We start from the raw sequence: 23,734 nt of genomic DNA on the forward strand, positions 1-23,734 counted from the left end.
TAATTCTTGACACCAAACGAATAAGGAACAACGGCGTAGATATTGCTCCCTATGCCGTTGTTTTTTCTTTCGCCTAATTTCCCTCTGTGGGCTCAACATCTGATGCATTTAACACAACGTTTAAGCTGACCAAAAGTCGGTCACCCGATACCCGAGCTCTCCGAGCATATCGCGCAGCATGGGCATGCTGAGGCCAATCACATTGGTGTGGCAGCCTTCCAGTTTTTCCACAAAAAAGCCACCCTTGCCATCGATGGTAAAGGCCCCGGCGCAGTTCATTGGTTCGCCGGTGGCCACATAGTCTTCAATTTCGCGATCGCTAACCCAGGCAAAATGCACCCGAGTCACCTGGCAGCGAGTGATCGTCTTTCTAGCTGCGGGCGCTATCAGCGTATGCCCCGTCAACAGCTCCCCCACCTTGCCCCGCATTTTCCACCAGCGCTTAATCGCAGCGTCTGGCGTTTCTGGCTTGCCATAAATTTCCCCATCAAAAGCCAGCACCGAGTCGCACCCCAGCACCACCGCATTGGGAAATAGGGGCGCTACAGCCTCTGCTTTCCCCAGTGATAGAGCCTTCACCAAAGCATCTGGCTCGTCTAGGGTAATCTGGTCTTCGTCAAATTTACTAGGGGATACAAAAGGCTGTACCCCGGCATTTAGCAATAGCTGGCGCCGAGCAGATGATGCCGACGCCAACACAAATTGTGGAGCAGACATTTAGTAAACCGAGAATGATGCAACGGATCGAGTTAGGGATGTCTTTAGTCGCTTCCAGCGCCCTTCGGGAACTGACGCATTAAAGGTAAACAACTGACCACGACGGACAATGGCGCTAGCCAAATTGTGTCGCTGTCCATCAGGTGTGGTCGCCAAATACTCAAGAATGTAATAGATTTTGCCCTCATCCGTTTCCACATTTTGGGCGCTGATCAATTCCACATCGCGGTTATCACCGGCCATGTCGGTGATGCTTTTCGAAAGCTTATAGCCCACTTCCGTGGGGCCGCCCAGTTCTTCTAAGGTTTTGCCTTCAGCCACCGGGCTCACCACGACGCTGACATTTTCCGTAGGGTTAATGATGTCGTGGAATACAACTTGAGGACCGCCAGAGACATTGACCTCTACCCAACCGGTGGGGTAGCCAAACTGATATCCTTCGAAGCTATTCACATAGTCCAGCAAGCTCACAGGGGCGGAGCCGCCGCAGGCCTGAAGGCCAAACATCGTGGCAAATACAATGATTAGAGCAGCTAGTCGCTTTAGCATTGGGAATACCGGTTAAGTAATGTGAAATGAATTGACACCCCCCATTGTCGCATTTCATGGAAGCTCTTTGCACCCTTCGTCAGGGGGCAAGTCCACCAGGCTATCCATACTCATCAGTTTTATGCGGCCACTCCTCGGTATGATCTCAGGCAGAAGGTGCTAAGCCACAGTACTTTTCAAGGTTCGTTTTACTCTACCAATAGCAACGTTCTATGCTTCATGCATTATTTTTGATTAGTAGTCTCCATGCGGGGGCAGAGGTGTTAGCGCTTCCCACCCAAGGCGACCAGGGAAATGTTGTTGATACGAAAAATAAGCTAACCCGCCTCAGCGATGGGGAGATTCAGCTGCGGATGCAACAGTTGCCAGGCTGGACGACGGATGGCAAAAGTCTTTTCCATACCCGCACGTTTGAGGATTTTGTTGCGGCCGTTGAATTTGTCAATAGCTTGGTAGACCCTGCCGAAACACTAGCCCATCATCCAGACATTACTATCAACTACAATCAGGTCTCTCTAGAAGTGACCACCCATGATGCTGGTGGTTTAACTGAGCTGGACTTCGAACTGGCAACAATTGTCTCGCAGCTTTAATATTGTTGCTTAGGAAAGAGGGATCAATTAAGTCCCTAGGTTGCGCAGCTATCCATAGATTACTGGGCGGAGTCGTTCGTGCAACGTCTCCCTCGGAGTTAGTCCGGCAAAATTGGACGTTATTTAATCGCCGTTCCTTAGCCCGTTAAACAACTTTTCTAACACAGCTGATCTATAAACCGTTGATGTCGTTCTGTTCCGATATTCCGCTGAACTTGAGTCAGGACGGTGGCTAAATCTCCTTTCAAAAGAGCTAGTATAGGGAGATCCAATCCAGGAAATACCTTGCTCTGGATGATTCCCTGACCGTCAGGCAACAGGGGCTGATAGTCTCCATTCTCCAATGAAAACCAACTGATTTCATTCTCGGTCACCTGCCAAATAACATACTCTCTCACCCCGTTACGGCGATAAACTGTTTTCTTCTCATACAGATCATAGGCCGCACTGCTGGCCGCAATTTCAACAATCAGTTCCGGTGCACCTTCCACATAGTCATCATCACTAATGCGCGACTGCCCACCGCAGTCTGCATTAATATGCGGTAAAGCATCTGGCTGGGGCTCATTATCCAAATCTAGCCGTACAGTCGTATTGTCAGCCACCTCTACGCCTGGAGTAAAGGCCCCATAGGCCGCGAGCCAACCCATAATCGCACCGTGGGGTTTGCCGTGGCGTCGATATCTCAGAGCTGCGGGGACGTAAACCACTCCTTGTTTTGGAAAACCAGGCTAATTGCTCAGAACGCTTGCATGGGCCGATTCTAACGCCTTGACTTGTTATGGCTGCTTTTGTTTATATTGCTCTTCCACCGACTGGCGCACTTCTGTTTGTAGCCTTTCCAAAGCCGAATCGTCCTTAGCATTGTCCACAATGGTGCGCATCAGGGTTTTAATCCCCTGGGGTCCCCAAGAGCATCCTTGCTCTAAATAAATGCGGGCCGCCTGACCTACCGCATAGGTACCATAGCCTGCGGCGGCGGCCTGGGCCCCCATGGCCCCGGCATAGGCCGTTAGCCCCGAGGCTCCATCCACCAGGCTCCATAGGGCTGCGCCACTTTTGCCGATGCCTAAAAGCAAGGTACTGCCGAGCTCGCTTAACACGAGCGTGCCAGAGCTACGGACAATGGCCTGCCACAGCTTGCTGGCTTCGAAGTTGGTCATGGGGAATCCGTAGAGCTTAGCCAGGTTGCGAATCATCACCAAGTCGGAGGTGACACCGCCGAGGATGTCGAGCACTGCGACGGGGTTAAGGGCAATGGCCGCGGCTTTATATTTGGCGAACTGCAAAATAATCTCATCCGCTGCGGCCTGGTTGAGCTCTGTCGTTGCCTGCGCTAGGTCTGTATCTACTCGATTGGCTTGGTGGAGGGTATTCAGCGCTACTAAGGTGGGGCCTTCTGCCTGAATGAGCTCAATTAACGCCGTTTGCAACGGCTCAATTTCTGACGGTGGGGTTTCCCATTCGGTCGTGGTGCGACCATCGGGCCATTCGATCCGTACTTGCATAGGCGCGGGGGCGGCCGCTACTAAAATTACATCATCCACCACGGGCAGATCTGTGGCTGGAATCGGAGAATTCTCTTCGGTTGCCTCTTCTTCGGTTGTCTCTTCTTCTTTTGTTTGTTCTTTGTTTAGCTGGGTCTGGAGTTTTTGTAGGTTGTCGTAAACGGCCTGTTTATCTGTGTCGGGGTATAAATCTGTTTTGTTGAAAACCAACAACAACGGTTTTCGAGTTGCGTGTAAGGTTTGCAGGGCCGTATATTCGGTGCGGGTAATGTCCCCCGCGACGACAAACAAAATTAGGTCTGCTTGCTGGGCCACTTCCTGGGCCACCTGCCCCCGTTCTGCCCCTTCAATTTCATCTAGGCCAGGGGTGTCGATGAGCTCAATTTTTAGGGTAGCTTGTTCGTCTGTGGAGTCTTGTTCTATAGCAGGTGTCCAGTAAATGGACCGTGGCCACTGGGTAACGCCGTTTAGGGGACCTGTTTCTAGAATTTTTTCGCCTACTAGGGCATTGAGCACTGCTGATTTGCCACGGCTGACTAGCCCGAAGACGGCCACCCGCAATAGGGTGCTGTCGAGTTTGTTGAGCAATGTGGTCAGTTGATCAATGCCCGATTTTACCGCTGCCTGTCGCCGGAGCTCATCGGCATTTGACCGGGTGAGCTCCAGTTGAGGAATATAGCGGTCAATGGTCTGGCGTAGGCTTTCGCGGGCTTGTTCAACCAGGGGATATGCGCCAGTGGCGGCACTGGTGGTATCCCCTGGGGAGACGTCCTGAAGGATGGCTGGGTCTGTCATGGTGCGAGTAGGGGCGTGACCCGATCTCTAGGCACTGGCCGCGGGCAAGTGAGGGATGGCCTGGGCCACAAAGTCTTTGAGGGCCAATCCCTGGCGTGCTTTTTGGAATAGGGTTTGTAGCCGGTCGCCCAGGCTGGCAAAGTCTAGTTCGGTGGGTTCTAGTAAACTTTGCTCTTCGAAATAGTCGATGAGGGTGAGCCCTGCCAATCGGGTGAGATAGGCGGCGCTGATCCCTTGGAGGGCACCCCCAGCGACATAGGTGGTGACATGGCCTTTGAGTACGGTACCCAGTGCCTGGGTGGCTAATTCTACTAGGCCAAGCTTGACTGTGAGTTCGGCAATGGTGCCAGCGGCGGCTTTGGCTTGCTCCATGGAGAATTTTTGGCCGTAAATCGTGCCGAGATCTAATACTAGCTGGCCGGTGATGGCTGCTGTGGCTAGGAGGTCAACGGTGACAATGGGGTTGGCAAATGCCGTTCCTGCTGCAATCCATTGCATTTGCTCAATTGTGGGCATGGCCTTTTGGCGGCGATACCCATTCAAGCTGTGGGTAATGCTTTGTTGCAGGGATTGGATCTGCCGTAGGGTCGTGGCCATGACCAGGGGCGCGGGCTCTGCGATGATGCCTTCGAGTTTTTGGTTGAGGGCGGCGACATCGGCGGCCGGTTGCTCGAAGAATTCGGTGGTTTCTCCTGATTCTGTATGGCGACGTACTTTGATGGGGTTGGGTTGGGCTGCGATCGCAACAATTTCCACATTGCGCATGGCCAGCCGTGCTTTAATCCGATCCATCACCACCGCCTTGTCCATGGGGGTGTACTGGTCCTGCTTATTGAGGACCACGAGCACCTGATACCCATCATCAATCAAGGTTTCGACCCGGTTGAGTTCCGATGCGGTCATGTCCCCGGTGATCACCATCAGCACTAGGTCGGCGGTGTCACATTGTTCAGTAATGGTTAGGGAGGGCAACTCAGAGGCTTGCAGGTAGTCCAGCAGCGTGGTTTTGCCCGTGGCTTTATTGCCCGTAATCCCAATGGTTAGGTGGGTGCGCTCCAGGCTATCGAGCAGCACGTCATGTTCAGTGCGGAAAACTTCTGCCTGGGCAGCGGCCTGGCTATCTTCGGTTAATAGTAAGTCGATTAGTTGGTCAGCTCGGGCCAGGGCTTTGTCAATGGCCTCGCGCTTCACATCTGTTTGCTGGGGGATAGTAGGCAGACCCATGGTCTGGGTTTGCTGACGGAACCACCAAACGCCTGCTGCTCCTAAGGCGATGCTGCCCAGCACCAGGGATCCATCCATGGGCATGTGATGGACAATATCGAGCAGCCACAGACTAGCACTTAACCCCAAACCACCGATTAGAATAGGACGCTTGATTGCGATGTCCATAGTCCCTACATCCACGAGTTTCTTTTTCTACATTACCTTTGCTGACCTAGAAGCTAAAACGCTTTGTGCAATCAGCGAACGGCGGCGAGATGATTTATAAAATCATGCTGCAGCCCAGCAACGCTCTTTTATTTTATAAAGCCCTGGGCAAGTCCCTAGGGGGAAAACCCAACAGAATTAACACAACCCTTAAAGATCAGCAAATTGGCGGTGGGGTTTCTACGCCAATGTCTGACGAAGTCGGCGGCTTTGGTTTCTCTACCGCCAGTTAAGGGTGCTATAACTCAGGTGTCCCCTATTGTTTATGCAGGTATGGCTGCGTCTGTTCTTTGCCACAGTACCCTCCTGGGTCGTTTGATCCTTGATTATGACACCACCGATGAGCTGGGACTGGTGGATGGGTTGCTAGTGGATGTCCCTCGGGCCGTGGTGGTGGGTTTGGTGGTGCAGGCACCCCTTTGGCAGCGACAGCGCCCAAGCTATGGCTGGCACCAGGTGACCAATATTGGTGCGGATAGCATTGTGCTGCAGCGCGGAGAGCCGCCTGCCCAAGCTGAGGGTGGTGCCCAGCAACCTATGGCCGGAGCCCAATCCATGGCCGGAGCCCAACCCATGGCCGGAGCCCAATCCATGGTTGGCATAGAAGTGTGGACGGATACGGGCAACTGTGTGGGCCAGCTTGTGGACTATCGGTTTGATCGCCGGGGGGCCATTGTGCAATATCTATTTGCCCAGCCCGACCAGGCTGGGCTCTATGGTTTATCCCCCGATGCCATTATTAGTGCCGGTCGCAAGCGGGTGATGGTGTCTGATCAGGCGGTGGAACAGGCCGTCCATTTTGCCGATGCAGCCGTGCCTGTCGATCAGCAAGATTGGCAATCCACAGCCCAAACGACGGCGCAGTCTTGGGTTGGCCAGGTGCAGCAGCGGGCCCAGGGGCTGTCGGACTATGCCCAAGAGCGCTGGCTTTCTGAGGATCAGCTGCAGTCGACGTCCCAGCAGTTTCAGGACCGTACGCAGGAACTGCGATCGCAGCTAAATCAACGGGTGTCTAAGGCGAAAAAACGGCTAGGCCCCCTGAATCGAGCTTTAGAAAATACCTTAGAGAACACGCTGGACAAATTTAATCAGCCAGGGGAAACTTCGAATATTGATTTGGATTCCTTTGAGGTTTGGGAAGAGGAGGACGATTGAGCCCCCGCTCATCCCTGTTGTGGGTTCTTTGTTGTGGGTTCTTTGTGGTGCTTTGTAGTATTGGCCTTACGCCACCCTAGGATGATGTTGAAACTATCACTGGGATGGACAAAGCCTGCTGTTGTCGTTGCTTCTGTCTTAACGGCGCTGTAGACACGTCCGAGACCTCTTGATTGAGCTGGAGTGCCCGATCGTAATCTGCCATCGCCCCTGCATGGTCTTGCATTTTGGTGCGCAGGTCGGCTCGATTGTTATACGCTTCGATAAAGTTTGGATTGAGTTTGATCGCCTGGTTAAAATTTTCTAGCGCGCGCTCGTACTGGTTCAAATACCCATAGGCAAGCCCACGGTTGTTATAGAGTTCGGCGCATTCGGGGGCGACGTCCAAGGCCCGATTAAAGTCACGAATGGCTGCTTGGTATTGCCCACACTCTAACCAGCTCAGCCCTCGCCACAGTCGCCCTTGGGGGAAAGAGGGCTGTAGCTGTAGTGCATAGTCAAAGTCTCGAATAGCGCCGCTGTAGTCCTGGTGCTCAAAGCGTAGCAGCCCCCGGTTGTAATAGCCGGGGATGGATAAAGGGGCCAGTCGAATGCTGTATTCAAAATCTTCTAAGGCCTCTTCCCCATGGCCGAGTTTGCGATGGGTATTGCCTCGATTGATGTAGGCGTCGCCATAGTCGGCGTTGATCTTAATGGCCCAGCTAAAGTCCTTTAGGGCGTTTTCATAGCTGCTGATACCAAAGTGGGCACACCCGCGATTGTAGTAGGCTTTGGCGTAGTCCGGTTGATGCTCAATGACCTGGGCAAAAATTGCGATCGCCCCCACGCAGTTTCCTTGCCTTGCTAATGCAACACCTTGGTTTAAGAACTTTTTCGCAGTCATAGCGCTTTGCCCTATCAACATCAGCTCTATCACCTAAAGCCTGATGAAGCAAGTTCAGGTGTTACTAATAAGACCAGACATAAAACCCACAGAGTAAGTTTCGTCCCTAGCCCATCAAGAAACTTATTCCTATGGAAAAGGCATACATCAGGCAAATACTTCCCTTAGCAGGATGTTTGCTCACAATGTATGCCTATATAAAATTAAAATTAAGCAATTTCTAAATTACGATTCAAACTTAAGATGCGACAGCATTAATCAAAACTTCCTTGTCTTGATCAGTCACATCGTCCAAAATTCTCTCCAGTTCCTTCGCCGCCGCCGCCTCTGTGAAATGTTTCTCAGCATAGGCCTTGGCATTACGACCTAGACGGTTGCGCAGCTCATCATCATTCCAGAGGAGTGTAATGGCTTCTTTCAAGCTGTCTACACAGCCAGGCTTAACCAACCAGCCAGTCTCACCATGCTTAATGTAGTCACCCATGCGATAACAATCGCTGACAATGATCGGCCGCCCCATGTGCATAGCCTCAATCACCGTTACATGACCTGCCGCTGTGACGTCTGCCTTGGATTGCAACGCAATAACATTAAGCCGACCTTCCTGGGCAATTTGGTGGCAATCGGCTCGGGATATGCCAAACGGCGTTTGGACATTGCTAGGAATATCAATTCCTGCTAGTGCTGACTTTCCAGACGCTACCGTCGTAGGAATGTCTAAATCCTTAACAGCTTCGAAAAAACAGGGAAAATCACGATGGGCCGAACCGAGGGAGGCAATAAAGGGCGCATCGGTATTCTCTTCATAATCTCCCTCAATGCCCGCACAGGGAAAGGGCACAAATTCAAAGCGCTCTTTGGGTAGACCTAGCCAATCGCTATAAATATCGATCTCTTGTCGGCTATGAACAATAAAGCGATCAATACGACTTAAGCTAAGTTGAGATAGTCGCCGTCGCAAAGGTCCAACCTTGTAGTTCCCAATGTTAAAGGTCCAGGCGACGACGGGCTTTCTAGAACCAGTTAATAGCTTTTGTAGACCAATAACCGTTGGGAGTTGAGGGAATAGCGTAATGACACCTTTCGCCTCGCTATTGAGGGCTGCGGCCGCATGCTTCCAGTGAATTAACCATTGAGGCAACGTTGTAAACTTAACGTCTCTATCATGCCAATTGGTAATGGGCTTGGACCGCATCATCAACTGGAAATCATATTTTTCCGGTGATACGAAACGACTTAACCAAATATGCTTCTCGATATGCTCTTGTCTAAAATACGCAGCAATAACAGCCCACTTCATTACTAAATTCCTCAGTGATTACTCTATATAAACAATGCGAAACTGCGTTTTACGAGCAGGATTAAAGAATTTAACTTAGCGATATTCTCATTGGTTAAGCGACTTCGTTAAGCTATACCTTAAATTGTATAACTAAACCTTTCCATATCCTCTTTGTATTTGACCTCTAAAAAGTTCAAATCATCCAAGCTAAAGTACTTTTTCCAATCTTTATACTTGCGCTTGGACTTATTGGCATGGGGCAATGTCACCGATAAACCAATCTTGTTACAAACGTGATCCCAGTCAGCGTTAATATCTTCTAAGCGACCCACATAATCCACGAGCAACTCTTTCCCATCTTCATCAGCGAGCTGATGAAATTGAGACATCGTTCCATAGGACTGCCAACACTTTTCCGAATGTATGAATTCAGACACTGAACCACTGTTCAGACAGGCAACAATCCCAGGCCACCTAAACGCGTCGTAAAGCTTAGGTAGTTTGGTTAATGGTTCAGGAATAGAACTTACCTGATCCATCGTATACATCATCTTAATCGCCGCTCCCCTAGGCCCACCCAGGTAGTACGTTTTGAGGTACTCGTAAAATGAGACCATGCGATCAATGGGATGCCGCACTATGGAGAACGTAAAATAATTGTCCCAAACCTCATCCCCCATTAAACTCTTAATTTCGGCAGCAGAAGAGTGTTTATATATACCAAATTTCTTTTCGTATACCTTTTGTATCTTCTCGCCGTACTTAGTGCTTCCTAAAACAATATCGTTCCACTGCGTTTCTTGGTCTAAAGCACGCTCGATACTGGTGCCACCACATTTATGTAGATGGACAAATACAAACTTCTTGCTATTTGAAATAAAGGTCATTCTGAGAACCTAGTTAAAATATTGACTTTACACATACTACATATTTGCCAATTGCCTGCCCACATCCATGTGCTGAGCGATAGAAGTCTGATGTACTTCAGTGCTTAGAATCCTTTAGCGAGATTCATAGCAGCCTGCTCGAGCTGAATATATAGCTTGATGGGGACTAAATAGAGGAAGTAAGCCGCGCCCATGGTTACTAGCGTTTTAATCGGTTCTTCGACCAGGATTCTAAGATCGCTTGCCAGGGCTCTATGCAACATCTTCACAGCTAAAGTGCCATCTCTCATGCTGACCGCTCTTCTAGCGATGTATCGCTGGAAGTAAGCCTTTGCGAGGCTAACAACATCGGAAAAAATTTCTGGATAAGCGCTGTTATACTTATCAATAATCTTTTCTAAGTATTCATACTGCATCAGCACGCTGGCTGATAGACCACCAGGATTGACCCGGTATAGGGTGAGTAGTTCAGGAATGCCCTCACAGCCCCACTTGGTCTCTACAGCTATGCGCAGCCAACATTCAACATCTTCGGCGCGCTTAAAGCTTTCATCGAAATAAAAGGTTTCTTCGGTGCCGTAGAGGTTGGCTTTGAATTCAATATCTTTGAAGACTTCCCGCTTAAACACTGGTGTGGAACCATTGCCAATCGGATTCCGGCGCAGGATATAAGGAGGCGTAATATCTTTGATCTTGGTGGGAATTTGTTTTAAGCCAGTTGACTTATCATGTTCATCAATCAACTCAGAATAGCTAAAGCTAATGCCAATTTCTGGCGAAGATTCTAGATGCGCAACGTGTTTCTCGATTTTATCTTTAGTCCAGAGATCGTCCGCATCAATTAGGGCGATGTAATCACCGATGGAATTACGGATGCCCGTATTGCGTGCTCCTGCTAATCCCCTATTAGCCTGTTGAATAATTTTGATTCTTGGATCATCAAACCCTCGGCAGACATCAATGCTGCGATCAGGTGATCCATCATCAACAATAATGATTTCGAGTTCTTTATAGGTTTGCCCCAAAACCGAATGTATTGTTTTTCCTACAAAATCCTCGGCCTTATAGACCGGGATTACGACAGACACCAACTTTCTTTTCATTAAAAGTCTCCCACGTTTGACGAGGCAGTTATCTAGACAATGTATACATTTGAAGACGGTAGTTTCAGATGAAAGCCCACCACTTAAAGATGAACTTTCATACTAATTTTTTACTATTTCTTAGTAGATTAAGTTTGTTTTACATCCTACCTTGAATTAAGTTCGTATATTCAGCTCATTAAGTTCCCCATTTTTGAGAAATCAATCCTTGGGAAAACAGAATATAAGAAAAGGTTATATCGCATTCCTTTAGAAAACTCTGGCTAGGTAAAAAATGGCACCATCATTATGATGTTTGAGTTGCTTGACCAGATAGCTCAGGTTGCCTCTCATAGCTCACTGTAGGTGGATAGTCAGCAGAGTCGTCACGCTCAGCCTCTTCAGCAGACCAGGTGGATAAAATTGGGATAGAAGATAGTGCTGCCCAGACGTACAAAATCCAGGAGTCTCTAACAAATAAATTGCTTTCCGTCATATTACTAAGGGTGAGGAAAACAAGAATAATAACTGGGCAAATTGCATAGGACTGTTTTGTGATTCGTACTAGTTGGACGGACTTTGTAACGGTAATAAAGAAGCTAATAAAAAATAGAATGCCCCCAATCCAACCAACGGCTAATAAGATTTCTAGAAAACCACTGTGAGCATTGGGTGCTGGCCAGCCGACCAGTTGCCTCAAGAGGTCAGCGGGTCCTCCAGCCGGCCCCCAAAAACCCTCATATCCATAGCCTAGAAAGGGTTTCTGTGAAACCATGTGCATGACCGCTGGCCAGAGCTCATCTCGACCTGAGATGTCAGTACCCTTTCCGAGAGCTCCTAGCAATGCTTCAGCATTGGCTTGGATATAGACAATGGCTGATCCCGCGGTTAAAACAATGCTGCTGATGGCAATAACCATGAAGCGGTAGTTGAGCTTCAGCGCATTGCAAACGAAGAACGTTAGCGCCATGGTGAATGATGCTAAGAGGGCGGTGGTTGACTTAGAGGCAATCACCATAAAGGCAGCCAGCAGAATACTAACCTTAATGATTTGTTTCCAATGGCCTTTGAATAAATTTATATACTGCGTGGTCAGTAAAAATACGGCTGATAGAGCCATCTGAGCGCCCAGTTTGTTTTTGTGGGTATATACGCCACGCCATGCACCGGTATGGGGTGGCACATGCATGACGCCCCATTTGGGCAGCAATGCGCCCATCAAGAAACATACGAATGTATTGATGCAGAGCGCAATGGCTAAAAATCGCAGCTGTTGTTTGAAACTAAAGCTGAAGGAAAAGAAAATGGCAAATGCGGTTGAACCTAGAAATAAAATACTTCGTCGCGAAGAGATATTGGGTCGAGCCGACCATTCAGGTGAAATGAAAATTAGTATTAAAAAGGCGACTAGCAATAGGGACTGTGGGCTGGATTTGAGTCGCGCTAGGATTAATTTCCAACGCAGAAGAATGCCTACGGTCGCCACCATATACAGCAGCATACTGATGGCTGGTAATAGGAAGTTGCTATTAGCTTCGCTAACATCAACCAGCTGACCAGCACCACCGCTAGTAATTAAGTTGATAGGGTTACCTAGGAAGAACCAAAGGCCAAAGCAAACAAAAATGTATTCTATAATCCTTGGGATTTTCAACATGGTGGGCCCTATCAGGTATATGAATTACGACTTAATAATTTTCAAAGAAATAATGGAGTCACGATCTAAAATAAGCTGCTTTAAATGTTTAATTTGAACATATTAAAAGTCGCGAACTTAAAGTAAATCAAAATTGCTAGTGCGACGAGCTTTGGATTTTTATAAAGGTTTGGCCAATTACTAATCAATGCTCGATTGACAAACGATACTCCTAAAAGAGCTGGTAGATCTAGGCGCAATGTCTGCCGTGCTAGATATTGTAACTGTGCAGATTGAGCCGCACTGTAGTGTTGCTCAACCAAGTTCGGCGCTACTTGACGGGCCTTTTGCATTAATTTTACCCAACCGTCTTCCATTTTTTTCAATGTGGATGAGAGGCCAGATGCATGTAGGCGGTATTGCACGAGCACTTGGTCAATGCCTTCTAGTTTCCAATCGTTTTGGATGGCTAATCTAAATAGGAGGTCAATGTCTTCGTTATATTGCATGGATTCATCAAATCCATTGAGGTCTTGGAAGACCGATTTACGAATGACAAGATTTGATGTGGTAACGGTTGGATTGCTGTAAAAAAGGTCTTGTGGGTTAACCTCTTGCGCAATATTGTCTGTCAGCTTATTAGTTGTTTGACCATCGGATTCGATCAGTTCAACTCTTGAAAAACTAACCCCCACCTTGGGATTCTTTGCCATGTGGTTAACGTGAACTAATAACTTGTCTTTTAACCACAGGTCATCGGAATCTAGAAAGGCAACCAGGTCACCTTTTGCCAGTTGAGCCCCTAAATTACGAGCTACAGAAACTCCACCATTCTCTTTAGAAATAAGACGAACGCGGCTGTCTTTCTGGCAAAAATCATTGACTACTTCAGCTGTGTTATCTTTTGAACCATCGTCAATGACTAACAGTTCCCAGTGCTTATAGGATTGGTCGATAACAGCTTGAATGACCTCTGGCAGATAATCGGCTGCATTATAGGCGGGAATAACAACAGAGACTAATAGATTTGAAGTCATAGTAATAAGTTGACGTGAGTCATCAAAAATCTAGAATTAGTTAGCTGCGGTTAGGACGGTGAAAACGCCCCTCTGCCGGAAAACACAGATTTTGATGCCAAAAGTGTAAATACGGGAAGCAGTAGCAAGTGAAGTACTAATACTGTGGCTGCTACTATAAATGTATTAAACTGGGCCGCTACTAAAATGGCAGCGGTAAAGGCAGTAGTAAAGAATATATTCCATTTGAGTCCATCACCACCGCGATCTACCGTTAGCAGCAATTGCTCTGCCACCAGGGCAAACGGTCTGGGTAGGGCGGATAGGCAAATAAGGATCAGCACTGGAATGGCTGGAGCCCATTTGGCACTAAAGACAATAGGCACATAAATAGGAGCCAAGCTGCTTTGTAAAATAACCAACGGAAATATAATTCCTGCGCATATTTTGAGACTTCGCTTATAGCTCTTTTTCAGAGATGTAAGGCTGTCTCTTGCTTCGCACAGGTATGGGAATACCGAGTTAGATACCATATTGATTGCGGTCAAACTTAAGCCTAGCCCTGCGTTGAACGCAAAGAAATAAAGGCCTAATTGGTCGACGCTGAAAAAGCGGCCAATTAACAGATAATCAATGTTAGATCTTAGGTAGTTCAGCATTTCAATACCCAGTGGGTATTTGGAAAAATGAAATATGTCTTCCCAACCTTTCAAGGTTATTTTACCGCTAGGTCGCCAAGAATGATTTTTTCTGTAGACAACTAACCAGCAAATTTGTGCAATGAGCAGTGCAGATACAATGCTCCAAATCCCCATCCCCATCAGGGCTAAAACAACAATGAGAGTCTGACTAACAAAGGAGCTAAGCGCTGTCGCTATAGCTCCAACTTTTAGTTTGTTCTCTCGTCGTAATAGGGCATCTTGAATAGCGTAAAATGGATTAAATAGATAAATAGCCCCCATAATCATGATGGGCAAAGCTAAATTTTGATTGTCATAGAAAAAGGCAATGGGAAATGCCAGTAGGCATTGCAAGATAAAAATAGATAGGCAAAGGATCCAGTTGGTCCAATAGGCTGTATCTGGTAGGTATTTGATTTCTTCTTCGCTAGCTTGAATAATTTTGGGCGCAACGCCACCTTTTTGTATAAATACGTTTGCAAAATCGGTAATTGCAAATAAGATTGCCATTAGGCCGTATTCTTCGGTGCTAAATGCGCGGCCTAAGACTACGACAATTGCGATACGAATTACACGCCTAAAAATTTGGCTGGCTGTTAGCCAGCCAATATTTTTTACAAGCTTGTCAGAAAGCAAGTGCTTGAATTTGTTTTGCATTGTGGTGCAAGTTTTAGTTTAAAGCTAACTATAGTAAGTTTAGATTTGCTCCCTTCATCTAGAGAAATACTGACTGCTTGCTTGGAGGTATGGTGTAGTAATTGGGGCTAAATTGGCTGAATTAAGCCTAGTTATTATTGTCGAAAATTCTGAACAGGAAGTTGAATGGATTCACTAGTCGTGCTGCTAAATCTAGCACGGAACCACTTCTTGTCTTCGGTACAACAATAACGTCACCATCTTGAACTTGATAGTCATCTATCAAATTACGAAGATCTACTTCTTCTTGTAGTACTTCACCGGTAGTGTCATCCATCCGAACAAAAGCGACTGTTTTTAGTCTGGCATCGTCGGTGGGGCCACCTGCGATCGCAACAGCACTTGACAATGAGCTATTGGGCGGAACCGCTACTTCACCGGGGCTAGTAACCTCTCCAACAACGCGAACCCGAACAGTATCCGGCGCTAGGCTGGATGTTGCCAGTAAACGATTGTCAACCAGGGCTTCGCCTTCAGCCAATTTCGGCACAAAGACAGTATCTCCATCCCTCAGCAACATATCCTCAGGAAGCGTGGCAGACCAAAGCGCATCCCAAAGATTAACTTTGCTGCGAGTGACGTTGCCATTGGGCATTTCACGAATAACAGTAACATCACGTAGATCGGCTGTCCGCTTGATACCACCGGCTTCAACTAAAGCTCTACTCAGGGACGGGGGAGCATAGGCATAATTATTGTTCCCACCACCACCACGGGCAATGTTGGTTGTTTCCTGTAATTCCAAAGGTCCTGGACGATAAACTTCTCCAGCAACATTAATGACAACTGGTCGAAGGGCACTCAGGGTAACAGAAACCGATGGCTCAACAAGAATTCGATTTAAGGCGGCTCGCAAATCTTGAGTCAGCTGGTCGGCTGTTTTACCGGCTGCAGACATATTGCCAATAATGGGCAGTACGATGGAGCCATCGGGCAAGACAGATGTTGAACCCGTATATTCGTCATATCCGTAGACACTGATATCAATCAGATCACCAGGTCCTAATACATAGGTTGATGCCAGGCTGCCACGAGGTTGTGTTGTGGCTGGCTCCACCATTTCTGTGGCGGGGATCTCTTCAATCTCTTCTAGGGGGGGGAGCCCAAACGGCAATGCTGGTTCGGTTGGAGGTGGGGCTTCCTGTAATGCTTGAGTACTCGCCGCTGGTGCAGCAGATTCAGCAGCGGCAGCCGTTTCCGCCAAGGACTGCGCACTTGCAGTGACTGGAAAACCACAGATCAAACCCAGAACTATGGGCACAACAGTGGGCAGACGATTATAACTAGGAATCATAGGACGATTGTAATATCTGAGTAATATCGAGGCTGTCCTGTTAGGAAGGAGGACAGTGGAGAGTCAGGTTATGTCTAGCGCGGTTGATGAGCCTTAACTGCATGATTACCATTGCTGGTCACATCAACTAACTGTTGCGAACTAACGGTTACGTAGTCCTGATTTTTGGAAAAGTAGTGATCGGTCTTGCCTTTCACATGGATGCCATTGGCAACCAGACCCAAGACTGACTGGCGAGCCTGGGTGAGTAGTGCTTTGGTAGTGCGAATGCTGGCTGCATCTGCCATGCCAGGTTTCATCACCAGTAAAACGCCATCCGTTGCCCGACTGACTGTCAGGGTGTCAGACAGTCCGATAATCGGTGGCGTGTCGATGATGACATAGTTGTATGTCTGCTCACAGGCTTGGATCAGAGAGTTAATGTACTCCGAACCTAGAATTGCAAGCGGATCCAGAGGAATAATGCCAGCGGGAAGGATGTGAAGGTTGGGCTCTTTCACAACGATCACCTCTTGTAGAGGTAGTTCACCCGTGGCAAAGCTGCTCAGACCTTTGACATTAGGTAGATCCCAGATTTCATGTTGGATGGGGCGACGCAAGTCTGCATCTACAAGCAGCACCGAATGCCCTAAATCAGCGAGTGTGACGGCTAAATTCGCCGCAACTTTCGATTTGCCTTCGCCTGCAACTGCGCTCGTGACGGTGACTGTTTGGACAGGTTTTTCTATCGCCGAAAACTTGAGATTAGCTTGCAGAGACTGATAGGCCTGTCTTACAGAGTAAGGCTGGGTTTCATCCCGAACAACAATTTCAGGCACATTTTTGCCTTTTAAACCTACATATCTGCAGGCTGGAATAACACCTAATAGGGGATATTCGTAAAGTTCTTGACCCTCTTGAACGGTCTTTACAGAGCTATCAATGAGGTCCGCTAGGAAGGCCGCTATGACCCCTAGTAGGGCGCCACCAAAACAGCCAGCCATGAGGAACAGCTTGAGAGAAGGCCCTAGGGGCTTGGTCGGTAGGATGGCGGGGGAAATTACCCGAGCATTACCTGTATTTTGATTTTCCAAAACCCGAGCTTGTTGGAGATTTTGGAGCAAGGTTTCATAGGTGGTCTGGGCAATGTCAAGCCTACGCTCTAGCTCACGCTGTTGTCTTTCGAAAACAGGAATTAACCGCGCTCTGCTCTGTTGCTGAGTAATTGCACTATTGAGCTGTGAAACTTGCTGCGCGAAACCAGACTGCTCGCCTTCAAGCCTTAAGTAGCTGGCAATTAGGTCTTGCTCTAGCTGGCCAGACTGTAAGTCGTCGGCCGGTAGCTCCAGTTGCTGTGTAGTGCCTAGGGTTACGCCAATGCGGTCCCGTAAAAGGCTCTGCAACGCTACTTCCTGATTCCGTAGACCAACGACTTCAGGGTGCTCCTCGCGATAGCGCGTGCGTGCCAACGCCAAGTCAGACTGAATAGTCTGTAGCTGTAGCAAAGCATCTTGGATTCCTGGAGATTCGTTGATCAGACCGACTGTGTAGGCTTCTTGGGTATTTAAATTCAGTTTTTCTTGAATTTGAGATGCCTGAGCCGTCCGATCGGCTAACTGAGACTGCAGCTGAATCCGTGTACTCTCTAAGGCGAAGAGTGACTCAACAAGATTTGTGGACTCTTCTTCAAGGTTGACAATCCCGTTGGTCTCTTTGAATCGGCGGAGGGCAGATTCAGCATCGCTCACCGCTGCTTCAGATTCGGGTAGCTGAGTGGTAATGAATTCCTGGGCGGCAACCGCAGCAGCGCGGTTGGCCTGAATATCATTCTGAATGTAGAGCTCAGTGATTGAGTTAACAATTGTTTTGGCTAACTCTGGATCATCGGATGTGTATGTGACATTCAGAACGTCAGTGCCTGGAATACCAGTTACCGTTAATTCTTTTAAGAGATCCTCAGGAGACAGGGTTTCACCTTCGTCATCCTCAAGATTTAATTTCTCGATTACCTCTTGGGCAATGGGAACGGAGCGGAAAACCTCAATCTGGGTATCCAAGGGGTTATCCAGATTAGTTAGCGCCCGCAGCTCTCGGTTAGCTCCTTCCAATCCAACTAAAGAAGAGGCTTGGTTGGATAACTCAAATAAGAGCTTTGCTTCGGCTTTGTATTTAGAGTCCTGCGTTACCCCAACACCAACCGCGGCGGCTGTTGTGAGGCCGAAAACTGTGAAAAGAATCAGCCAACGGCGCTTGAGGACCAGCCAATACTTATTTAAATCTATCTCAATCTCTGGAACAGAGTTATCTTTAGATGCCATTGAACCTCACTGGGGAAAGGAACGAACTACGACAAGAAGAATAATTTTATTGAATCGATATCAGAGGTTAAGGTCTGAATCTTCAGCTTGTATGAATTTCAATAATTAGCCTTGTTTCTGTCTCTGAGAAAGTACCGGAACATAGAATCTGCCTCACTAGTATAAACATGCATAAGTCACTCTAGAAAATGCAGGTACTACTTGGTGCCTCCTACAGAGTTATACCTATAGTTTCAAGTAACTCGCTGACTAACAGCGATCATTTGATAGGGTTACGAGAACTTTACGGCACGTACTGATTTTCTAAAAAGTCGATAAAGGTCGCTAGATATCATAGAAAATTGTTGGCGTCAATGGCTCCTCTGCTGTTACAGCTATTAGCTAACTTTTCGAGTTGACTATTCTGAATCAGAATATGTTTCTCTATATGCCAAAAAACGTTTACGGGTTTCACGGGGTTGAGTGAAAATCCGCCAATAAATTTTTTAATTAAAAAGAAACCGTGTGGTGTTTCTTAATTGTGGTTTTTTCCCGCGATCGTGTGCTACACGAAATTCACCCTAGATGTTTTTCGAAATTAGTACAAGCTATATGAATTAACTGTGAATGTTTGATGCTGCTGATGGATTTTGGATGAAGCTATTTCAATTAGCCCCTGTCAGATGCTAACCAAATCCTATCCAAAGGGAACCATAGGAAGGGAAATGATAGGGATGTACTAAGTACTGCGATGTAAAGGACTGTCCTCCTATAACAAATATCGAGATCCGCTTTTAAGTTGCCCTACTTTAGGGAGGATCTCACGTTATGGGTGAAGACGCTACGGCGACCAGTACATGCCTGAATTAAGGACATTCTATCATTATCTGTGGTGCATTTGTCCTAAACCCCAAACCCATCAGTGGTTCTGTCTATATTGGCAGTCTTTACAATGCCTCTAGCTGCTGATATTTCTGGGCTTTATTTTTTCTTCCTAGGACAACTAATCCTCTGTGTCATTCCCTAAGGTCGGTAACGATATCTCCGGTTTGCTGTAGGCTATGTAACCGTTGATAGAGGCCTCCTTGGGTGAGGAGTTGATGGTGGTTGCCGATTTCGCTAATGTGCCCTTGGTCCAGTACGACGATTTGGTCAGCTTCACGGACAGTGCTGAGGCGGTGGGCAATGATAATTAGGGTGCGGGTGCCGAAGAGCGATCGCATGGCTATCTGAATGGCCCTTTCTGACTCATAGTCCAAACTAGATGTCGCTTCATCAAACACCAGCACATCTGGGTCCATAATCAGCGCCCTGGCAATACCAATGCGTTGACGTTGTCCGCCGGATAAACGTACGCCCCGTTCGCCGACAGTGGTGAAATAGCCAAGGGGCATATTTTCAATAAAGTCATGGGCCTGGGCAATCCTACAGGCCCCATGGACTTGTTCCACGGTGGCATCAGGATTGCCATAGAGCAGGTTTTCCATCAGCGTGCCGTTGAAAATATCTACCTCCTGGTGCACGATAGCCAGCCGCCGTCGATAGCCGGTGATGTCCAAATGGCGTAGGTCCTGGCCATCGATTAAAATTGCGCCGCCATCGGGTTCAAAATATCTAAAGAGTAGTTTCACCAGTGTGGATTTTCCCGAGCCTGAACGCCCCACCAAAGCTACGGTTTGGCGAGGTTGAATCAAGAGTTCAATGTTCTGTAAAACGGGTTTGTGTGGGACATAGCCAAAGGTGAGCTGGTGGAAATGGACTTGACCTGTGAAGTGATAGTTGGGGGGATTGCCTGTGATTTGGCCTGCATCTGTGCCTGCCGGGAGGGCAATAAATTCCTGAAAGCGAGCCATGGCGCCGTAACGGCGAACGAACATCTCCGCTAAATTGCAGATCGGTTCCACTTCCGCATAGGCCATGCTAGACAGCGTGAGAATGGTGACAAAGTGGCCAAGGGAAATATTTCCCTCCACCGTTGCCCAAAGGGTAAGAGCTAGGACCCCAAAGGTACAGCTTTGTACCACCGTGCGTTGCCAGGTCCCCAGTTTCACATATCCCAGGTGAATGCGATAATCCACCACCTTAAACTCTCGGTTAAGCCGCTGGTGCTGTCGTTTAAGTTCTCGAGTTTCGGTGGCAAATGCTTTTACTGTTTTGATGTTGGTGATAATTTCCGAGGTGCGACTCTCGGTGTTCTCCATATATTTATCGATTTTCTCTTCTTGCAAGGACAACCCTTTGAGCCGCGACAAGCTATAGCTAAGAATGATGGTGAATGAGATTAACACCACGAGGGCAATGGGCCGGTCTAGGCAGGCGATAACGGCGAAGATCCCTAGGACCCTAAACAGTTTGGGGATGAATTGACCCACAATTTCTGGATAGGTCCAGGTGTAATTGGCTAGCCCCTTGGCCACACGGGCGGCAATGCGCCCAGGGTTGTTTTCATCGTAAAACTCCAGGGGTAACGTGAGGATCTTTTCTAGGGAACGACGGGCTTGGTCTCTTCGCGCTCGCAATGCCGTATCCCAGTTAAACCAAGCGCCGATCCATGGTTGTATGGGGGCACGGCCAACGGAAATGACACACACTAATCCTAGGATTACCCATAGGGAGAATGTGGCGGTGTTTGGTCGCTCCAACACCCTGCTCATCCAGCTGATAAAACTCTCTAAAGGCTGGTCCAGGGGCTGCTTGGAGAGAACATTGAGTAGCTGGCCTATGGCATAGGGGACAAACAGATCCAGTATTTCAAAAGTCCCCATGGCTAGGGCATTGAGGGCTGTGGTTGGCCAATAGTTTCGATAGTATCTAAGGATGGAAAGAAACTTATCCATGCGATGCCTCCCAAGGTCATTGAACTCAATGACAGTTTTTGTAGTATTAGTAAACTTCAAGTGCGCTGTGTGCCACTAAGATCGGCCAGATGGTTGCAGTGCCCTAGGGCGGGCTTAGATCAGCGTGCAATGGAAGCTCTAGTGAATGGCAAGATCCTTTAGGTGCCTATCATAACGATTTGTTGCTCGGTTAGGGCATGGTGGGATTCTGACTTAGGCGCTTGAGGGCCAGGGTTTGGTCGGTTTGGATGGAGATTTGTAGGTCCGATAGTTCCTGGAGTCTGGCCGCGAGGCTCTGGGCTTTTTGGCGGGCATTGCGGCGTTTGTGGAGGGCTGCGCGTGCCAAGTCTTCTCGTCCTCGTTTAAGGGCGGTTTCGGCCACATGCTTCCATTGGTCGCTATCCTTTAGCGCCTGCTGATAGTCGGGAAGCAGGGTGGTCGTTGCGATCGCAATATTATCCAGGGCTTTTTCAAATAAATCCAAAATTGCTTGGGGTGTCTCTTCCTGGGCCGCTTGCCGCGTTAATCCCCGAGGGACTTTTAGCTGATCTAACCGAAGGCCAAACTCATTCAGTTGGGGGCTGAGATTTTGTCCGGTGGTGCACCACGTTGCAAAATGTTCGCAGTTATTGAAGAAGAGATTGTAGCGTTGTTCTCCCAAACGACTTTCCGCTCGTCCAATGATGACATCGGGGAGAAAAGACACAGACTGCTCAAAGGGATATACCGGATTGCCCCGGGCAAACGCTGCGGTGCTAGTGCGTGAGATGGTGGCAGTGCCTACCTTCCGGTAGTGAATCACCGTGCCATCGCCACAGTCGATGCCATGATGCTGATAGGGCACGCCCATCACATCGCGCATCACGTAGACCTGATCCCCCCTAGCCATTTAGGTTAGTCCGCTATCCAAGGGTTTGGCATTACTTGGAGGTAGCTTGTCCCGCAGGTCTGTTTGCATGGCCTCCAAGTCTGTTCTAGTGGTTTGCCTAGATGCGGTGCGATTGAACTGCTGTTGTTTGCGTCTGGCCAGGAGTTCTTTGATGGACGCGGCTGAAGACTTCTCGGGCTGATCGATGGAAATCTGAAGATTGGGGCCTGAACGGGCCAGGCGCACCACTAACCCATCTTCTGCGGTAACGTTTTGGATCCGTTTTCCATCTAAATAGGTGCCGTTGGTGCCCAAACTTTGAATGGCCCAACCAGCTGCCCCCTTATGGATTTCCAGATGGTGCCGAGACACAACCGCACTGTAGAGAACAACATCATTATCCGTGGAACGGCCAATGCGGATAATGTCCTGTTCCTCAAAGGTCCAATTCTGTATGGGGGTCTTATTCAGGGGGTGGAGTAACGATAGGGTAATCACGTTAAGACATCGAAGGGCAAGGTAACAAGTCGGTTCGTGGGAAAGCGCTCGCTAAAGCACTGGGTATATGTCTGATCTATCCCTCATACAAGTTGAAAAATAAAGCTCACTTTATCACCCTTGCCAAGGGCGATGCGATCGCCGGGGCGCAGGCGATGTCGATTGCCCACGGCGAGGGGTAGATTATTGATGTACGTACCATTGGAACTACCCACATCTTCAATATAGTGGACATCTCCCTCAATCAAAATAGCCCCATGGACTCGAGACACAATGTCTGATTCTGGAAAGCCTGAAACATCGATGTCTGGCGGAACGCGGTCATTGGGTTTGCCGATGTTTAATCGACTGATGCCCACGGGGAGTTCTAATAGGGTATCAGTTTGCACATGGAGCAAACGCGCTGAGAAACTTTGCAGTTGAGTTTGAGGCGCAGCCCCTAAGTCCGCTTGTGGTTGAGTCGTTACGGGGACATTTTCAACATTTACAGCGGTGGGAATATTGTCAGGGATTGGATCCGGGGGAATGGGGGGTGGGGGTGCCACGGCTAACGGGTCTGGGGGCACCAGGGGATCGGCCTCTATGGGAGCTGTGTTGATTGGGCTGGCGGGTGGCTCTACTGCGGCTGGGTCTTCGGCAGGGAGCGGTGGCGGTGGCGTGCTAGCTGCAGGTTGATTGGCTAAATTATGACCACATTGACCACAAAAACTGGCATCTGCTTGGACCTGGGCACCACAGTTTGGGCAGGTTGTTAAGGACGGTAGGGGGGTGTAACAGGCTTCGCATTGAGAGGCCCCTTCCGGGTTCTGATAGTTGCAGTTTGGGCAAATAATCATTAGCAATGTGACTCACACTAGCCATGTATAAACTACATGGTTTCGGTGATTTTCTGTCGGTGGGTTGCAAGAAGTGTAGGTAATCTTTGCTGCGTTTCCGCATCTAGCCAGGCATAGGGTAGATGCGGAATCAGTGATGGGCAGCAACAGGGGATATTCCCCTGGGTCTGATGCTCTGGCGTTGCCGATTTTCGAGATGATCTGAATCTGGGCAA

Annotated in this window: 21 protein-coding genes; 3 read left to right on the forward strand and 18 right to left on the reverse strand. The window is 48.4% G+C overall.

Annotated features, from left to right (window positions below; all coding sequences use genetic code 11):
* Positions 1–120 precede the first annotated feature (120 nt).
* Positions 121–717 (reverse strand): Maf family protein, encoded by a 597-nt coding sequence (locus IXB28_RS02675; RefSeq protein WP_215617008.1) that lies wholly within the window; start codon positions 715–717, stop codon positions 121–123.
* Positions 718–1,266, reverse strand: a complete 549-nt coding sequence (psbP, locus tag IXB28_RS02680) for a photosystem II reaction center PsbP (protein WP_215617009.1) — start codon at positions 1,264–1,266, stop codon at positions 718–720.
* A 212-nt stretch (positions 1,267–1,478) separates the two neighbouring features.
* On the opposite strand from psbP, the gene IXB28_RS02685 reads away from it, so the two are divergent.
* Complete coding sequence (locus IXB28_RS02685) at positions 1,479–1,859, forward strand: 4a-hydroxytetrahydrobiopterin dehydratase (RefSeq protein WP_215617010.1); 381 nt, start codon at positions 1,479–1,481, stop codon at positions 1,857–1,859.
* Between the two features lie 158 nt (positions 1,860–2,017).
* Here IXB28_RS02685 and IXB28_RS02690 read toward each other — a convergent pair whose 3' ends face one another.
* The 3 genes from IXB28_RS02690 to IXB28_RS02700 all read right to left on the reverse strand — a co-directional run bounded on the left by IXB28_RS02690 (position 2,018) and on the right by IXB28_RS02700 (position 5,554).
* A complete protein-coding gene (locus IXB28_RS02690) occupies positions 2,018–2,569 on the reverse strand; it encodes a Uma2 family endonuclease (protein ID WP_215617011.1) in 552 nt (183 codons plus the stop codon).
* A 69-nt stretch (positions 2,570–2,638) separates the two neighbouring features.
* Complete coding sequence (locus IXB28_RS02695) at positions 2,639–4,162, reverse strand: GTP-binding protein (RefSeq protein ID WP_215617012.1); 1,524 nt, start codon at positions 4,160–4,162, stop codon at positions 2,639–2,641.
* A 27-nt stretch (positions 4,163–4,189) separates the two neighbouring features.
* A complete protein-coding gene (locus tag IXB28_RS02700) occupies positions 4,190–5,554 on the reverse strand; it encodes a slr1306 family protein (protein ID WP_215617013.1) in 1,365 nt (454 codons plus the stop codon).
* Between the two features lie 65 nt (positions 5,555–5,619).
* Between IXB28_RS02700 and IXB28_RS02705 the strand changes: the two genes are divergently transcribed.
* Both IXB28_RS02705 and IXB28_RS02710 read left to right on the forward strand, forming a co-directional pair.
* Positions 5,620–5,826, forward strand: coding sequence for a hypothetical protein (locus tag IXB28_RS02705; protein WP_215617014.1), 207 nt, complete (start codon positions 5,620–5,622; stop codon positions 5,824–5,826).
* Between the two features lie 40 nt (positions 5,827–5,866).
* Positions 5,867–6,748, forward strand: coding sequence for a PRC-barrel domain-containing protein (locus IXB28_RS02710; protein ID WP_215617015.1), 882 nt, complete (start codon positions 5,867–5,869; stop codon positions 6,746–6,748).
* A gap of 76 nt (positions 6,749–6,824) precedes the next feature.
* On the opposite strand, the gene IXB28_RS02715 is transcribed toward IXB28_RS02710, so the two are convergent.
* The 13 genes from IXB28_RS02715 to IXB28_RS02775 form a co-directional block, all read right to left on the reverse strand.
* The gene (locus IXB28_RS02715; protein ID WP_215617016.1) at positions 6,825–7,631 is read right to left on the reverse strand and encodes a tetratricopeptide repeat protein; all 807 of its coding nucleotides are present in this window, start codon (positions 7,629–7,631) and stop codon (positions 6,825–6,827) included.
* A gap of 238 nt (positions 7,632–7,869) precedes the next feature.
* Positions 7,870–8,931 (reverse strand): glycosyltransferase family 4 protein, encoded by a 1,062-nt coding sequence (locus tag IXB28_RS02720; RefSeq protein WP_215617017.1) that lies wholly within the window; start codon positions 8,929–8,931, stop codon positions 7,870–7,872.
* A gap of 119 nt (positions 8,932–9,050) precedes the next feature.
* The gene (locus IXB28_RS02725; protein WP_215617018.1) at positions 9,051–9,800 is read right to left on the reverse strand and encodes a sulfotransferase family 2 domain-containing protein; all 750 of its coding nucleotides are present in this window, start codon (positions 9,798–9,800) and stop codon (positions 9,051–9,053) included.
* Positions 9,801–9,904: 104 nt separating this feature from the next.
* Entirely contained in the window at positions 9,905–10,903 is a 999-nt protein-coding gene (locus IXB28_RS02730; protein ID WP_215617019.1) for a glycosyltransferase family 2 protein, read from the reverse strand.
* A gap of 286 nt (positions 10,904–11,189) precedes the next feature.
* Complete coding sequence (locus IXB28_RS02735) at positions 11,190–12,539, reverse strand: O-antigen ligase family protein (RefSeq protein WP_215617020.1); 1,350 nt, start codon at positions 12,537–12,539, stop codon at positions 11,190–11,192.
* Positions 12,540–12,619: 80 nt separating this feature from the next.
* Complete coding sequence (locus tag IXB28_RS02740; RefSeq protein ID WP_215617021.1) at positions 12,620–13,555, reverse strand: glycosyltransferase family 2 protein; 936 nt, start codon at positions 13,553–13,555, stop codon at positions 12,620–12,622.
* 50 nt (positions 13,556–13,605) lie between these two features.
* Complete coding sequence (locus tag IXB28_RS02745) at positions 13,606–14,871, reverse strand: lipopolysaccharide biosynthesis protein (protein WP_215617022.1); 1,266 nt, start codon at positions 14,869–14,871, stop codon at positions 13,606–13,608.
* A gap of 127 nt (positions 14,872–14,998) precedes the next feature.
* Positions 14,999–16,204, reverse strand: a complete 1,206-nt coding sequence (locus IXB28_RS02750; RefSeq protein ID WP_215617023.1) for a polysaccharide biosynthesis/export family protein — start codon at positions 16,202–16,204, stop codon at positions 14,999–15,001.
* 74 nt (positions 16,205–16,278) lie between these two features.
* On the reverse strand, positions 16,279–18,501 hold the full coding sequence (locus tag IXB28_RS02755) for a GumC family protein (protein ID WP_215617024.1): 2,223 nt from the start codon (positions 18,499–18,501) through the stop codon (positions 16,279–16,281).
* Positions 18,502–19,496: 995 nt separating this feature from the next.
* Entirely contained in the window at positions 19,497–21,317 is a 1,821-nt protein-coding gene (locus IXB28_RS02760) for an ABC transporter ATP-binding protein (RefSeq protein WP_215617025.1), read from the reverse strand.
* Between the two features lie 190 nt (positions 21,318–21,507).
* Entirely contained in the window at positions 21,508–22,206 is a 699-nt protein-coding gene (locus IXB28_RS02765) for a lecithin retinol acyltransferase family protein (protein ID WP_215617026.1), read from the reverse strand.
* Positions 22,207–22,683 (reverse strand): FHA domain-containing protein, encoded by a 477-nt coding sequence (locus IXB28_RS02770; RefSeq protein WP_215617027.1) that lies wholly within the window; start codon positions 22,681–22,683, stop codon positions 22,207–22,209.
* 83 nt (positions 22,684–22,766) lie between these two features.
* Positions 22,767–23,519 carry an FHA domain-containing protein gene (locus tag IXB28_RS02775; protein WP_215617028.1) on the reverse strand — a complete coding sequence of 251 codons (753 nt, stop codon included), beginning with the start codon at positions 23,517–23,519 and terminating at the stop codon, positions 22,767–22,769.
* Positions 23,520–23,734 lie beyond the last annotated feature (215 nt).

The organism is Leptothoe kymatousa TAU-MAC 1615, from assembly GCF_018739865.1.
In the GTDB taxonomy this organism is placed as follows: Bacteria; Cyanobacteriota; Cyanobacteriia; order Phormidesmidales; family Phormidesmidaceae; genus Leptothoe; species Leptothoe kymatousa.

Bases quoted from the DNA above. Each gene is read 5' to 3' on its own strand.
- IXB28_RS02675 (WP_215617008.1), bottom strand. From the start codon at position 717: ATGTCTGCTCCACAATTTGTGTTGGCGTCGGCATCATCTGCTCGGCGC.
- psbP (WP_215617009.1), bottom strand. From the start codon at position 1,266: ATGCTAAAGCGACTAGCTGCTCTAATCATTGTATTTGCCACGATGTTT.
- IXB28_RS02685 (WP_215617010.1), top strand. From the start codon at position 1,479: ATGCTTCATGCATTATTTTTGATTAGTAGTCTCCATGCGGGGGCAGAG.
- IXB28_RS02695 (WP_215617012.1), bottom strand. From the start codon at position 4,162: ATGACAGACCCAGCCATCCTTCAGGACGTCTCCCCAGGGGATACCACC.
- IXB28_RS02700 (WP_215617013.1), bottom strand. From the start codon at position 5,554: ATGGACATCGCAATCAAGCGTCCTATTCTAATCGGTGGTTTGGGGTTA.
- IXB28_RS02710 (WP_215617015.1), top strand. From the start codon at position 5,867: ATGGCTGCGTCTGTTCTTTGCCACAGTACCCTCCTGGGTCGTTTGATC.
- IXB28_RS02715 (WP_215617016.1), bottom strand. From the start codon at position 7,631: ATGACTGCGAAAAAGTTCTTAAACCAAGGTGTTGCATTAGCAAGGCAA.
- IXB28_RS02720 (WP_215617017.1), bottom strand. From the start codon at position 8,931: ATGAAGTGGGCTGTTATTGCTGCGTATTTTAGACAAGAGCATATCGAG.
- IXB28_RS02725 (WP_215617018.1), bottom strand. From the start codon at position 9,800: ATGACCTTTATTTCAAATAGCAAGAAGTTTGTATTTGTCCATCTACAT.
- IXB28_RS02730 (WP_215617019.1), bottom strand. From the start codon at position 10,903: ATGAAAAGAAAGTTGGTGTCTGTCGTAATCCCGGTCTATAAGGCCGAG.
- IXB28_RS02735 (WP_215617020.1), bottom strand. From the start codon at position 12,539: ATGTTGAAAATCCCAAGGATTATAGAATACATTTTTGTTTGCTTTGGC.
- IXB28_RS02740 (WP_215617021.1), bottom strand. From the start codon at position 13,555: ATGACTTCAAATCTATTAGTCTCTGTTGTTATTCCCGCCTATAATGCA.
- IXB28_RS02745 (WP_215617022.1), bottom strand. From the start codon at position 14,871: ATGCAAAACAAATTCAAGCACTTGCTTTCTGACAAGCTTGTAAAAAAT.
- IXB28_RS02750 (WP_215617023.1), bottom strand. From the start codon at position 16,204: ATGATTCCTAGTTATAATCGTCTGCCCACTGTTGTGCCCATAGTTCTG.
- IXB28_RS02755 (WP_215617024.1), bottom strand. From the start codon at position 18,501: ATGGCATCTAAAGATAACTCTGTTCCAGAGATTGAGATAGATTTAAAT.
- IXB28_RS02760 (WP_215617025.1), bottom strand. From the start codon at position 21,317: ATGGATAAGTTTCTTTCCATCCTTAGATACTATCGAAACTATTGGCCA.
- IXB28_RS02765 (WP_215617026.1), bottom strand. From the start codon at position 22,206: ATGGCTAGGGGGGATCAGGTCTACGTGATGCGCGATGTGATGGGCGTG.
- IXB28_RS02775 (WP_215617028.1), bottom strand. From the start codon at position 23,519: ATGATTATTTGCCCAAACTGCAACTATCAGAACCCGGAAGGGGCCTCT.